This is a genomic window from Mycobacterium sp. (genome assembly GCF_036488105.1).
GTDB lineage: Bacteria > Actinomycetota > Actinomycetes > Mycobacteriales > Mycobacteriaceae > Mycobacterium.
The window spans coordinates 1-13512 of the sequence record NZ_DASXHW010000497.1 but is presented as its reverse complement, the minus strand read 5'-3'; the positions used below and the strand labels follow the sequence as shown (position 1 = coordinate 13512).

The window sequence follows — 13512 nt, the reverse complement described above, 5'->3', positions numbered from 1 at the left end:
TAGGCCTTGCGGCTTCGCCGCGATTCCACCCGGCGATCTGGCCAATGACGGCCCACTCCGACGACGACGGACGACTCTGCGTGGGCGAGGTGCCCCTGACCGACATCGCCGACCAGTTCGGCACCCCCACCTACGTGATCGACGAGGCCGACTTCCGCAGCCGTGCCCGCAGCTATCGCGCGACCCTGGGTGATACCGAGGTGCTCTATGCCGGGAAGTCCCTGCTGACCATCGCGGTGGCGCGCTGGGTGCACGAAGAAGGGCTCGGAATCGACGTCTGCTCGGCGGGCGAACTGGCGATCGCGATGGCAGGTGGCGTGGAAAAGGCCCGCATCGTGATGCACGGCAACGCGAAGTCGCAGGACGACCTGCGCGCCGCGGTCCGATTCGGGATCGGGCGCATCGTGCTGGATTCGACCATCGAGATCACCGACCTCGCGGGTTTGGCGGAGGGACGCCAACGGGTGCTGATCCGCGTCACCCCTGACCTCGATATTCACGGTCACCGCGCGGTGACCACCGGGATCAGCGACCAGAAGTTTGGGTTCACCCTCGACGGCGGCCATGCCGCCGACGCCGTCGAGCGAGTGCTCTCGCACTCCAGCCTGCGGCTGATCGGATTGCACTTTCACCTCGGTTCGCAGGTCACCGACGCGGCGATCTACGGCGAGGCGATCCGCCGGCTGATCGCCGCCATGGCCGATGTCCGGGCTCGGCACGGCGTCATCCTGACGGAGCTGAACATCGGTGGCGGCCACGGAGTTCCGTATCTGGCCGGCGACCCGGAGCTGAGCGTTGACGAGCTGGCCAGGGTGATCGCCGACGCCCTGGACAGCGCGTGTGCGGCCGAACGATTCCCGCGCCCTACCGTCGTCGTCGAACCCGGCCGGGCCATTAGCGCGCGCGCCGGTGTCACCATCTACCAGGTGCGCGGCGTCAAGACACAGCCGGGCGGACGCACTTTCGTAGCGGTCGACGGTGGGATGAGCGACAACCCGCGGGTGCCGCTATACGGGGCGAAATACACCGTCGCGCTTGCCAATCGCCATTCGCTCGCCGCTAAACAACGGGTCACCGTCGCGGGCCGGTACTGCGAATCGGGCGACGAGATCGCCCGCGACGTCGAGCTCCCCGCCGATGTGCATCCGGGCGACCTGCTTGCGGTGGCCTGCACGGGGGCCTACCACCACAGCATGGCGTCGAACTACAACATGGTCGGGCGGCCGCCGATCGTTGCGGTCAAGGACGCTCGGCCCCGCGAATTGGTCCGCCGTGAAACGACCGCGGACTTGTTGTCCCGCGATTGGGGCTAGGCCGCTATTCGTCCTGCAGGTGCGGGTCGGCTTCCAGATGGGTCAGGCCGTTCCACACCAGGTTGACCAGATGGGCAGCGACCACTTCCTTCTTGGGCTCCCGAGTGTCGAGCCACCACTGCGCGGTCATCGACACCGATCCGACCAACGCCTGGGCGTACAGCGGGGCAAGGTCGGAGTCCAGGCCGCGGCGGGCGAAGTCACCGGCCAGGATCGAGCTGACCTGGCTGACCGCGTCGTTGAGCAGGCTTGAGTAGGTGCCAGAGCTGATCGAGGCCGGCGAGTCGCGGATCATGATGCGGAATCCGTCGGTGTGTTCCTCGACGTAGGTCAGCAGCGCCAGCGCCACCGTTTCGACCCGAACCCGGGACCGGTTGTTGGTCAGCGACGACGTGATGCCGTCCAGCAATGCCGACATCTCCCGGTCGACGACAACGGCGTACAGCCCCTCTTTGCCGCCGAAGTGCTCGTAGACCACGGGTTTGGACACGTTGGCGCGAAGGGCGATCTCCTCGATCGAGGTTCCTTCGTAGCCCCGCTCGGCGAACAGCGAGCGCGCGATATCGATGAGTTGGTGGCGGCGCTCGCTACCGGTCATCCTGGTGCGGGGCGCCCGCGTTTCCTTGTCCGGCGCGGCCACGCCTAACAGGTTATCCCTCGCCCGCGGTCCGCGATCGGCCTGCACGGTCGTCTAGAGTGGACGCGGTTCAATCGCTGGTCCAGCGATCCGTCGTGGTGTAATCGGCAGCACTTCTGATTTTGGTTCAGACAGTTCAGGTTCGAGTCCTGGCGACGGAGCTTCGCGAGCCCGCGTCGAACGCCATCTCTGGACATCTGTTGAATTAAGCTCGTCAAGCGACGCCTCAAGACCCTAGGGGCCCGTTTGTCAAAAGTTCGCGGCGGATCAGCACTAGGTGGCTTAATCATGACCGAATCGAACGACAGCAAGGCGGATTCCACCCGCCAGCAAATTCTGTTTGCCGCCGCACGCCAGTTCGCCCGGCAGCCCTACCACCAGGTCGGCATTGACGCTGTTCTCGCTGAGGCCGAATTGACCAAGGGTGCAATGTATTTCCACTTCCGCTCCAAGCACGCGGTGGCGCTGGCCATCATCGACGGCCAGACCACCCGGTCCAATGAGGCGTTCACGGATCTGCTCGCACGAAAGTTCTCCGGCCTGGAAACGCTGATCGACTTCTCCTATCAGCTGGCGGTGCGAGATATCAGCGAGGACATCTCCCGGGCCGCTTTGCATCTGGTCGAGTCCATCGGCCGGATTGACGGGCTGCAGGCGAAGCTGCACCGGGAGTGGATCGACAACCTCACGGTCGCCGTGCAGCGCGGCATCAGCGAGGGCGACCTCTTGGAGCTGTGCGACCCGAACGACGTGGGACGCCTGCTGGCATCGGTCTACATGGGGCTGCGCCAGACCAGTGACCTCGACGAACCAGAGCGTTTTCTCAGCGACTTCGAGAAGATGTGGACGATTGTGCTGCCTGGCTTCGTGCGGCCCGAGCGGATCGATTACTTCCGTCAGTTCATCAAAAGACGCACGAACATTGCGATCGGGAGTAGGCCTGCGCTAGCGGGTTCGACTTGATCACGAGGTCGACCACCAGCCGCTGATCGATTGGGGCCGGCCGGCCGCCCTGTTAGGCTCTTTTGCCGAGTCAGGATTGTTGCGATGGCCAGGGTCAGGAAGCTCAGCGCACAACCGGAACTCCGGAGGTAATAGGCGATGGCCCGGCAGGTTCGATCGCAAGCGACTCGGCGAAAGATTCTCGACGCCGCGGTCGAGGTGTTCACCGAGGTCGGTTTCGCGGCTGCCGATCGGGGCGCGATCATCGAGCGCACCGGGATGACCAAGGGTGCCTTCTACCATCACTTCGACTCGATGGAGTCGCTGGCTTCGGCCATCATCGAGGAGGGCGCCACCCTGGTGGTAGCCGAATTGAGCACGATGTCGGACTCGTTTTCTCCAGCACTGGAGAACATCCTGCACGGCACGTTCGTCACCGCGGATCGGTTCGCCACCAACAAAGTCGTGCGCACCGCCGAGCAGTTGACCCTCGCGTTCGGTAAATGCAACGAAAAGGCCGGCGCGGCCTACGCCGCCTGGATCGAGGCGATGACGGCGCAGACCAGCAGGGCGATCGCCGAAGGCGACATCCGATCAGAACTCGACCCGAAAACGGTCAGCGAAGCAATCATCGGCGCGACGTTCGGCGCCCGGATGATCGGCCAGGCGACCAGCGGCGGCAACGATCTCGTTCGGCGACTGACCCAGATGTGGGAGCTATTGTTCCCCGCCATCGTGACCGAGACCTCGCTGAGCTACTACCGTGAATTCCTCGCCCGCGAGGCGCTGCGCCACGTCGAGCACGACGCGTCGTGACTTCGGTAGCGACCAGCGACTGCAACTGCGAGAGCACCTCCATCGGAGGGTGGCTGGCCTCGATTGCCGAATCGGCGATGAGGGTCGTGTTTTGCGGCGACCGTGCGGATAATGACACGCTGGACAGATGGCGGGTTGCCGACATGCACGCCGGTTCCAACGAGCGGCCAGCGGCGAGGAGGTTCGATGACGACGCACGGCGAATCAGCGGTCCTCGTCCTGGCGGCGGGGGCCGGCACCCGGATGCGCTCGGACACCCCTAAGGTGCTGCATACTTTGGCCGGCCGCAGCATGCTGGCACATTCGCTGCATGCGATCGCCAAGTTGGCGCCGCAACACCTGGTGGTGGTGCTCGGCCGCGATCACCAGCGCATCGAACACGCAATCGGTGAACTGGCCGAAACCCTGGGGCGCCGGATCGAGACGGCAACGCAGGTCCAGCAGCTCGGCACGGGCCACGCGGTTCTGTGCGGCCTGTCGGCGCTGCCCGACGACTTCCGTGGCGTCGTTGTCGTCACGTCCGGCGACGTCCCGCTGCTCGACGCCGATACCCTGGCCGACTTGGTGGCCAGCCACAATTCGCGCGGCGCGGCGGTCACCGTGCTGACCACGACGCTGAGCGATCCGACCGGCTACGGCCGCACGCTGCGTACCCAGGACAACGAGGTGATCGCGATCGTGGAGCAGGCGGACGCGACCCCGTCACAGCGGGAAATCCGCGAGGTCAACGCCGGCGTGTACGCCTTCGACATCGCCGCGCTGCGATCGGCGTTGAGCCGGCTGTCGGCCGACAACGCGCAACAGGAGTTGTACCTCACCGACGTGATCGCGATCGTGCGGCAGGACGGGCAGGCGGTGCAGGCCAGGCATGTCGACGACAGCGCGCTGGTGGCCGGCGTGAATAACCGGATGCAGCTGTCCGAGCTGGCCGCCGAGCTCAACCGCCGCATCGTGGCCGCCCATCAGCTGGCCGGCGTCACCGTCGTCGACCCGGCGACCACCTGGATCGACATCGACGTGACCATCGGCCGCGACACCGTCATCCAGCCCGGTACGCAGCTGCTCGGCGGTACCCGCATCGGCGGGCGCTGCAGTATCGGCCCGGACACCACGCTGACCGACGTCTCCGTCGGCGACGACGCGTCCGTGATCCGAACCCACGGCACCGAAGCGTCGATCGGTGACGGCGCCGCGGTCGGGCCGTTCACCTACCTGCGGCCCGGCACCGTGCTCGGCGCCGAGGGCAAGCTGGGCGCGTTCGTCGAAGCCAAGAACTCCACCATCGGTACCGGCACCAAAGTGCCGCACCTGACCTACGTCGGTGACGCCGACATCGGCGAACACAGCAATATCGGCGCTTCCAGCGTCTTCGTCAACTATGACGGCACGTCCAAGCAGCGCACCACGATCGGCTCGCACGTGCGCACCGGCTCCGACACCATGTTCGTCGCCCCGGTCACCGTCGGCGACGGGGCCTACACGGGAGCGGGCACGGTGGTGCGTGAGGACGTTCCGCCCGGTGCGTTGGCGGTGTCCGGTGGACAGCAGCGCAACATCGAGGGCTGGGTCGCGCGCAAAAGGCCCGGTAGCCCGGCCGCAGAGGCCGCGGAGAAAGCGGGCACAGCCGATCACGAGGCACCCGCGGCGCCGACGGAGACACCATGACGGCAAGGGAGCAGCGCAGCAGCGATTCGCTACCTATTATTCAGTGGCGAGCCATACAGAGGTGCATCATCCACAGGCAATCAATTGGTTAATCATCCGATCCGAATCGGCGAGGGCGACAGATGAGCTACGACTGGACCGATAACCGCAAGAATCTCATGCTGTTCGCCGGCCGCTCGCATCCCGAGCTGGCCGAACAGGTGGCCAAGGAGCTCGACGTACACGTCACCGCTCAAACCGCTCGCGACTTCGCCAACGGCGAGATCTTCGTGCGATTCGACGAATCGGTCCGCGGCTGCGATGCCTTTGTCCTGCAGTCACATCCGATGCCGGTCAACCAGTGGCTGATGGAACAGCTGATCATGATCGACGCGCTCAAACGCGGAAGCGCCAAGCGGATCACCGCGGTCGTGCCGTTCTATCCGTATGCCCGTCAGGACAAGAAACACCGCGGGCGGGAGCCGATCTCGGCACGCCTGGTCGCCGACCTGTTCAAGACCGCGGGTGCGGACCGGATCGTCACCGTCGACCTGCACACCGATCAGATTCAGGGCTTCTTCGACGGGCCCGTCGACCACATGCGCGGCCAAAACCTGCTGACCGGCTACATCAAGGACAACTACGCCGGCGCCGATATGGTCGTGGTCTCCCCCGACTCCGGCCGGGTGCGGGTCGCCGAGAAGTGGGCTGACGCGATGGGCGGTGTGCCGCTGGCCTTCATTCACAAGACCCGTGACCCGCGGGTGCCCAACCAGGTGGTGTCCAACCGGGTGGTCGGTGAGGTGCAGGGCCGTACCTGCGTGTTGATCGACGACATGATCGACACCGGTGGAACCATCGCCGGCGCGGTCAAGCTGCTGCGCGACGACGGCGCCAAAGACGTCGTCATCGCCGCCACCCATGGCGTGCTGTCCGACCCGGCATCCGAGCGGTTGGCCCAGAGCGGCGCGAAGGAAGTGATCGTCACCAACACGCTCCCGATCGGCGAAGAGAAGCGCTTCCCGCAGCTCACCGTGTTGTCCATCGCCCCGCTGCTCGCGACCACCATTCGCGCGGTATTCGAAAACGGTTCGGTCACAGGACTATTCGACGGTGACGCATAGATGGCCAGTGACGCCGTCATCTATCACAACCCCCGCTGCTCGACTTCGCGCAAGACCCTGGAGTTGCTGCGCGACAACGCTATTGAGCCCAAGGCCATCGAATACCTGAAGACACCGCCGTCGCGTGCCGAGTCCCCCGCAAGCGGGAGGTGCCCCCAGGTTCAGATGATCCGCGCCGCCGGTATCGAGGTGCGGGCCGCAGTGCGTAAACGTGAAGCGCTGTACGCCGAGCTCAATCTGGCCGATGCGAGCGACGACCAGTTGCTCGATGCGATGGCCAACCACCCCATCCTCATCGAGCGGCCGTTCGTCGTCACATCGAAAGGCACGCGGCTGGCTCGTCCAGTCGACACGGTCCGCGAGATCCTGTGAGCCGGGCGAAGCGGGCATGGTACGCGGCTGCCCTGCTACTACTCGGCGTGGCGCCGGTCGCCTGCGGGCCGAAAAATCCTGACTACCAGTCGATTTGGACCACCACCACGTCGACGACGACCGCGACGCCGACCGGAGCTCCGGTCCCGTTTTCGCAGTACCTGAGAAGCAGCGGGGTTTCCGGCCAGCCGGTCGAGCCCGACACGCTGACCGACCTGACCGTGTCGATTCCGACCCCGCCAGGCTGGAAGCGGATCAACCGGCCGAACATCCCACCCACCACGAAGCTAATCGCCGGGGCCGACGCCTTTCCCAACGCGATGCTGGTCGTATTCAAGCTGGGCGGGGAATTCGACGCCGCCGACTTGGTCAAGCACGGCAACGACGATGCCCAGCTCGCCCAGAACTTCAAACAGCTTGAATCGTCGACCGCCGACTTCCACGGCTTCCCGTCGTCGATGATCGAGGGCAGCTACAACCTCGGTGACCAAAGGCTGCACACCATCAACCGGATGGTGATCGCCCACGGATCCGGCGAGGACGCGGACCGCTACCTCATTCAGCTCTCGGTCACCAGCCTGGCCGACCATGCGGTCGCCGACGCGGTCGACGTCGAGGCGATCCTGCACGGGTTCACCGTCGCCGCCAAGTAGGTAACCGGCCGCGCCTGGTAGCGCCGCGGCCGCACTACTGTGTTTTCCATGACCTCGTGGACCGCAGCAGAGCTGCCATCGTTCGCTGGACGCACCGCGATCGTCACCGGAGCCAACAGCGGCCTCGGCGCGGTGACAGCCCGCGAACTGGCCCGCGTCGGCGCTCAGGTGATCCTGGCCGTCCGCAACACCGGCAAGGGTGAAGCCGCCGCCCGGGACATGACTGGTGACGTCGAGGTCCGTCAGCTCGACCTGCAGGATCTGGCTTCGGTGCGGCAGTTCGCCAACGGGGTCGACAGCGTCGACGTCCTGGTGAACAACGCCGGCATCATGGCCGTCCCGCACGCCGTCACCGCGGACGGCTTCGAGAGCCAGATCGGCACCAACCACCTGGGCCACTTCGCGCTGACCAACCTGTTGCTGCCGAAAGTCACCGAGCGCGTGGTGACGGTGTCGTCGCTGATGCATTGGATGGGTTACATCAGCCTGCGCGACCTGAACTGGAGGGCACGGCCCTACTCGGCATGGCTGGCCTACGGCCAGTCCAAACTCGCCAACCTGCTGTTCACCAGCGAGCTGCAACGGCGACTCGAGGCGGCGCGCTCGCCGCTGCGGGCGGTGGCCGCCCACCCCGGCTACTCGCACACCAACCTGCAAGGGCAATCCGGGCAAAAGGTCAGTGACGCGTTGATGGCGTTCGGTAACCGGTTGGCCAGCGATGCCGACTTTGGCGCCCGACAGACGCTGTTCGCGATCTCGCAGGACGTCCCGGGCAACAGCTTCATCGGCCCATCGTTCGGGATGTTCGGACGTACCCGGCCGGTCGGGCGCAGCCCGCTGGCTAAACGCCACACCACCGCCGGTGCGCTCTGGGAGCTGTCCGAGCAGCTCACAGACACCAAATTTCCGCTCTGAGGTGCTGATGCGCTAGCCTGACCAGGCGTCACGGCGAGGGTGGCTGCCGAAAACTCTGCAGCGGCCGTTATCGACGGGGACCGACAGCAGTCGCGATCCTGGCCGTGCAACGGAATCTGACACAGGAGCGACACCATGGCTACATCTGCGAACAAGCTCACCGCGCTAGTGCGGACCCAGACCGGCAAAGGCGCGTCCCGGCGGGCACGGCGCGAAGGCAAGATCCCGGCCGTTCTCTATGGCCACGGCGCCGACCCACAGCACTTGGAGTTGCCCGGGCAGGACTTCGCGGCGGTGCTGCGTCACTCCGGCACCAACGCGGTGCTGACCCTCGACATCGACGGCAAAGAACAGTTCGCGTTGACCAAGGCGCTCGCGATCCACCCGATCCGCCGCAGCATCACACACGCCGACCTGCTGGTGGTTCGTCGCGGCGAGAAGGTCACCGTCGAGGTCAACGTCGAGGTGATCGGCGAGGCCGCCTACGGCACCCTGGTGACCCAGGAGACCAGCACCATCGAGATCGAAGCCGACGCAATGTCGATCCCGCAGTCCCTGACCCTGTCGCTCGACGGTGCCGAGGCGGGTACCCAGTTCACCGCCGGGCAGATCGCCCTGCCGACCGGGGTCACGCTGATCGCTGACCCCGATCTGCTGGTCGTCAACGTGGTGAACGCGCCGACCGCCGAGGACCTCGAGAGCGAGGGCGCCGGCGAGGTCGCCGAGGGTGCAGAACCGGCCGAGGAGGCCGCCGAGGGCGAGGGCGAGGCAGCCGAAGCCGAGTCCGAATCCGAATAAACCGTGTCCGGCCCACAATTGGTGGTGGGTCTGGGCAACCCCGGACCGAACTATGCCCAGACGCGGCACAACCTGGGGTTCATGGTGGCGGACCGGCTCGCTGCTCGGCTGGGCTCGAACTTCAAGGTGCACAAGCGTTCCGGCGCGGAAATCGTGACCGGTCGGCTCGGCGGACGATCAGTCGTGCTGGCCAAGCCGCGCTGCTACATGAACGAGTCCGGCCGCCAAGTCGGTCCGCTGGCCAAGTTCTACTCGGTACCGGCCGCTGACGTGCTGGTCATCCACGACGAGCTCGACATCGACTTCGGTCAGATCCGGCTGAAGCTCGGTGGCGGCGAGGGTGGTCACAACGGGCTGCGCTCGATCGCAAACGCGCTGGGCACGAAGGACTTTCAGCGGATCCGCATCGGAATCGGCCGACCGCCTGGGCGCAAGGACCCGGCTGCGTTCGTGCTAGAGAATTTCAACGCCACCGAACGGCCCGAAGTGCCGACGATCTGCGAGCAGGCGGCAGACGCCACCGAGCTGCTGATCGAATTGGGTCTCGAGGCGGCGCAGAACCGAGTGCACGCCTGGTAGCTGGCTACTACGTGACGAGAGTGACCGAGTTCGCCCGGCGCAGCTTGCCCGACGACGTCTTCGGGATGGTCCCCGGGCCGAGAACGACGACGTTGCGCGGCCGCACGTCGACCTCGGTGACGACCTCGTGGGCCACCTGGTGTTCGATGCGCCGCACCTCGGCCGGGTCCTGCCAGGCGTTGGATTCCACGGCGACGGCGAAGGTCTCGCGCGAGTGCCCGGCGTCCAGCCGGACGGCGACGGCGCAGCCGATGCGCACACCGTCGACGCGGCCTGCGGCCCGCTCGATGTCGGTCGGGTAGATGTTGCGGCCGGCCATGATGATGACGTCCTTGACGCGGCCGCACACCACGACGTGGCCGTTCTCCATCTGGTAGCCCAGATCACCCGTGTCGTACCAGCCGTTCTCGTCCTGCGCGGGCAGGAAACCGCCCATGGTGATGTAACCGGGCGTCACGCATTCACCGCGCAGCTCGATGACGCCGACGCCGCGAGCAGGCATCACTTCGCCGTTCTCGTCGACAACGCGGGCCTCGAGATCCTTCAGCAGCGGACCAAGCGACGCCAGCCGCCGGGTGTTGCCCTTGCTGGATGGGACGGCGCGGCGCAGCGCGGCCAGCAGATCGGCATCGACCTCGTCGACGACCAGGCCGGCGTTGCACTCCGAGAACGACACCGCCAGCGTCGTCTCCGCCATGCCGTAGGCGGGCAGAATGGCCGACGGCTTGAGCCCGAAGGCCTTACCCGCATCCAACAGGTCCTCGACGTCGGTGGGGTCGACGGGCTCGGCGCCGGACAGCGCGAACCGCAGCGTCGACAGGTCGTACTGACCGGGCTCGGCCTGGTTGCGCAGCCGCTTGGCGAACAACGCGTAGGCGAAGTTGGGTGCCGCGGTCATGGTGCCCTTGTATTTGTCGATGAGCTTGGCCCACAGCAGCGTGTCGCGCAGGAAGTCCATCGGCGTGACCTTGACCAGCTCGGCGCCGAAGTACATCGGGATGGTCAGGAAGCCGACCATGCCCATGTCGTGGAAGCAGGGCAGCCAGCTGACCATGACGTCCTTGTCGACGTCGTACTCCGCACCGATGAACATGGCCTCGGCGTTCGAGTAGATGTTGCGGTGGGTGATCTGGACCGCCTTCGGGGACCCGGTAGACCCAGACGTCAGCTGCATCAGCGCCAAGTCGTCTTCGTCCGTCTCGACCGGATCGATCGGCTCGCCCTCGAGCAGGTCGCCGATTTTGAGCACCTTGATGCCCTTCTCCTCGAGCACCGGAATGGCGACGAGGAACGGCTCGGCGACGATGACGGCCTTCGCCTCGATCATCGCGATGACGTTCATGGTGTCCTCGGCCCAGACGGCGAGGTCGGTGCGCGGCGTGGGCTGGTGCAACATGGTCAGGCTGGCGCCACGCATCCACAGGGCCTGCGCGGTCGGTGCGATCTCCACCGGGAAGCCGGCCAGCACGCCGATGGCGTCACCGTGTCCGACGCCCGCGGCGGCCAGCCCGCCGGCGACGCGGCGGGCCCGCTCGTGCACCTCGAGCCAGGTGTGCCGGACGGGCTCGTGCGGCTCGCCGGTGACCATGCCCCGCGTGCTCTGGTGAGCGTTGCGGAACATGTTCTCGGTAAACCTGCTCACGCTTGCCTCCTCGGTTCCGGCGCCATCGCCCAGCATCTAATGTTGCTACTGCTCAAGCACACAATGGGATAGCCGCGCGCCCACAATTGGGCAGCGATTTCATCTCGAATCGGTGGCGACGCTATATCCGCACGCAACGTTGCCACGCGGGACGGGAGCCGCCCGCCGGTAGGGACGGCGGGCGTAAGAACCAGGCTCGCTGCTCGACCGGTAATCATCACCGTCGGATATCTTAAACTCCTCTTAGAGAACTACCAAACTGTGTCGTGAAATCACATGTCGGCGACGGGCGTGGGCACCACCCGGGCGCCGTGTACGGGGCCGCTGGCCACCCGCACCGTGCGACAGACACCGGCCCCCGACAGCTCGGTGCCGACGTCCACCGCCGAGGGCGCTGACCGGCACAAAAACGCGCACGTCGGCCCGGATCCCGACACCATGCCGGCCAGTGCGCCGGCCTCGACACCGGCACGCAACACCCGACGCAACGCCGGATTCAGGCTCAGCGCGGAGGCCTGCAATTCGTTGCCCAACAGCGGCGCCAGCTGCTCCGGGTCACCGGCAGCCAGGGCGGCCAGCACCGGGCCCGCTTCATCGAGGCGCGGCGGTGTGCCGACTTCGCGCAACCGGTCCAGCTCGCCGAACACCGTGCGCGTGGATAATCCGCCCTCGGCGAACGCCAGCACCCAGTGAAAAGTGTTGCGAGCCAAGACCGTAGCCAGCTCTTCGCCGCGACCAGTGCCCAGTGCGGTACCGCCGTGCAATGCGAACGGCACGTCGCTGCCGAGCTGCGCGGCCAGCGCATGCAGGTCGCGGCGTGGCACACCGAGCTCCCACAACGAGTTGAGCGCGACGAGAACGGCCGCGGCGTCGGCGCTGCCGCCGCCCATTCCGCCGGCCACCGGGATGGACTTGTCGATCAGGATCGACACGTCGGGCGCGCGGCCGACGTGCTCGGCCATCAGTTCGGCGGCCCGCCAGGCCAGGTTGCGTTCGTCGAGGGGCAGCTGGTCGGCGCCCTCCCCGGTGATCTCGAGCGAGAGCACATCGGCGTTGCGGACGGTGACCTCGTCAACGAGCGAAACCGCGTGAAATACCGTCGTCAGCTCGTGATAACCGCTGTCCAGCAGGTCTCCGACGGCCAGATAGAGATTGATCTTCCCGGGCGTGCGGACCGTCACCGACCCAGTGGGCACCCATTGAGCTGCGGTGCTCCCGTCGATCGGCACCGAAAGAGACTATCCCGGCGGGCGTCCGGCCCGTGGCCGGTCAGCTCGCAGAGGCGTGCCGCTGGGAAACGCCGCGACCGCGTGGGCCGGCGTCGCCGAGGTCACCCGAGCGCTGATAAAGCCGCACGAATTCGTCGACGGTCAGCGTCTCGCCCCGACGAGCCGGGTCGATGCTCGCGGCCAGCAACCGGCTGGCCGATTCGTTGCCCGAACCCGCCCATTCGATGAACGCATTGCGAGATGTCTTACGGCGCTGAGCAAACGCGGTGTCGACGAGCTTGAACACGTTCTGCCGGAACGTCGCATCGGTCGGCCAGGGCGGTTTGATGTGCCGGTCGATGCGCACCAGCCCGGAGTACACCCGCGGGATCGGCCAGAAGACGGTCGGCGACACCATGCCGTGCCGACGGACCTGCCCGTGGAAACGCACCTTGACGCTGGGCACGCCGTACTCCTTGCCGCCCGGCTCGGCGGCGAGTCGTTCGGCGACCTCGGCCTGCACCATCACCATCACCGTTCGCAGCGAGGGAAATTCGGCAAGCAGGTGCAGCAGCGCGGGAACCGCGACGTTGTAGGGCAGATTCGCCACCACCGCGGTCGGCTCGGAAGCCAGATCGGCGGGGCCGATGGACAACACGTCGCGGTTGATCACGGTGAGCCGCTGAATCTCGCTGTGCGAATGCTCGGACACGGTCTGCGGTAGCCGGTCGGCCAGCACCGGGTCGATCTCGACGGCGCTCACCGCGCAGCCGCGGTCCAACAGGGCCAGGGTCAGCGACCCAAGGCCGGGCCCGACTTCCAGGACGTTGTCGTTGCGGTTGACTCCGGATGCCGAGACAATCCGGCGC

General features: G+C 66.4%; 14 protein-coding genes and 1 tRNA gene. 11 read left to right on the top strand and 4 right to left on the bottom strand.

All coding sequences use genetic code 11. The features are described from left to right. The coding region (lysA, locus tag VGH54_RS26215) for a diaminopimelate decarboxylase (protein ID WP_331515051.1) at nucleotides 1-1313 on the top strand (1313 nt) is incomplete at its 5' end. Between the two features lie 4 nt (nucleotides 1314-1317). On the opposite strand, the gene VGH54_RS26210 is transcribed toward lysA, so the two are convergent. Beyond that, on the bottom strand, nucleotides 1318-1911 hold the full coding sequence (locus VGH54_RS26210; RefSeq protein ID WP_331515053.1) for a TetR/AcrR family transcriptional regulator: 594 nt from the start codon (nucleotides 1909-1911) through the stop codon (nucleotides 1318-1320). 128 nt (nucleotides 1912-2039) lie between these two features. Here VGH54_RS26210 and VGH54_RS26205 point away from each other — a divergent pair. The 10 genes from VGH54_RS26205 to pth all read left to right on the top strand — a co-directional run bounded on the left by VGH54_RS26205 (nucleotide 2040) and on the right by pth (nucleotide 9793). Then, nucleotides 2040-2111, top strand: a tRNA-Gln gene (locus VGH54_RS26205). Between the two features lie 124 nt (nucleotides 2112-2235). Further along, a complete protein-coding gene (locus tag VGH54_RS26200) occupies nucleotides 2236-2913 on the top strand; it encodes a TetR/AcrR family transcriptional regulator (RefSeq protein ID WP_331515052.1) in 678 nt (225 codons plus the stop codon). Nucleotides 2914-3051: 138 nt separating this feature from the next. After that, on the top strand, nucleotides 3052-3708 hold the full coding sequence (locus VGH54_RS26195) for a TetR/AcrR family transcriptional regulator (protein ID WP_331515050.1): 657 nt from the start codon (nucleotides 3052-3054) through the stop codon (nucleotides 3706-3708). A gap of 186 nt (nucleotides 3709-3894) precedes the next feature. Next, nucleotides 3895-5373 carry a bifunctional UDP-N-acetylglucosamine diphosphorylase/glucosamine-1-phosphate N-acetyltransferase GlmU gene (gene glmU, locus VGH54_RS26190; protein ID WP_331515049.1) on the top strand — a complete coding sequence of 493 codons (1479 nt, stop codon included), beginning with the start codon at nucleotides 3895-3897 and terminating at the stop codon, nucleotides 5371-5373. A 122-nt stretch (nucleotides 5374-5495) separates the two neighbouring features. Then, on the top strand, nucleotides 5496-6476 hold the full coding sequence (locus tag VGH54_RS26185; RefSeq protein WP_331515048.1) for a ribose-phosphate diphosphokinase: 981 nt from the start codon (nucleotides 5496-5498) through the stop codon (nucleotides 6474-6476). Further along, nucleotides 6477-6848, top strand: coding sequence for an arsenate reductase (glutaredoxin) (gene arsC, locus VGH54_RS26180; RefSeq protein ID WP_331515047.1), 372 nt, complete (start codon nucleotides 6477-6479; stop codon nucleotides 6846-6848). It begins immediately after the preceding gene. Beyond that, entirely contained in the window at nucleotides 6845-7501 is a 657-nt protein-coding gene (locus VGH54_RS26175) for an LpqN/LpqT family lipoprotein (protein ID WP_331515046.1), read from the top strand. The genes arsC and VGH54_RS26175 overlap by 4 nt, the downstream gene beginning before the upstream one ends. A gap of 48 nt (nucleotides 7502-7549) precedes the next feature. Next, the gene (locus VGH54_RS26170) at nucleotides 7550-8416 is read left to right on the top strand and encodes an oxidoreductase (protein WP_331515045.1); all 867 of its coding nucleotides are present in this window, start codon (nucleotides 7550-7552) and stop codon (nucleotides 8414-8416) included. A gap of 135 nt (nucleotides 8417-8551) precedes the next feature. Next, nucleotides 8552-9214, top strand: a complete 663-nt coding sequence (locus tag VGH54_RS26165) for a 50S ribosomal protein L25/general stress protein Ctc (RefSeq protein ID WP_331515044.1) — start codon at nucleotides 8552-8554, stop codon at nucleotides 9212-9214. A 3-nt stretch (nucleotides 9215-9217) separates the two neighbouring features. Further along, nucleotides 9218-9793 carry an aminoacyl-tRNA hydrolase gene (pth, locus tag VGH54_RS26160; protein WP_331515043.1) on the top strand — a complete coding sequence of 192 codons (576 nt, stop codon included), beginning with the start codon at nucleotides 9218-9220 and terminating at the stop codon, nucleotides 9791-9793. A gap of 7 nt (nucleotides 9794-9800) precedes the next feature. On the opposite strand, the gene VGH54_RS26155 is transcribed toward pth, so the two are convergent. The 3 genes from VGH54_RS26155 to rsmA form a co-directional block, all read right to left on the bottom strand. Further along, nucleotides 9801-11435 (bottom strand): fatty acyl-AMP ligase, encoded by a 1635-nt coding sequence (locus tag VGH54_RS26155; protein WP_331515042.1) that lies wholly within the window; start codon nucleotides 11433-11435, stop codon nucleotides 9801-9803. Between the two features lie 272 nt (nucleotides 11436-11707). Then, complete coding sequence (locus VGH54_RS26150; RefSeq protein WP_331515041.1) at nucleotides 11708-12664, bottom strand: 4-(cytidine 5'-diphospho)-2-C-methyl-D-erythritol kinase; 957 nt, start codon at nucleotides 12662-12664, stop codon at nucleotides 11708-11710. A gap of 40 nt (nucleotides 12665-12704) precedes the next feature. Continuing rightward, a partial coding sequence (gene rsmA / locus VGH54_RS26145; RefSeq protein WP_331515040.1) for a 16S rRNA (adenine(1518)-N(6)/adenine(1519)-N(6))-dimethyltransferase RsmA occupies nucleotides 12705-13512 on the bottom strand: 808 nt, incomplete at its 5' end.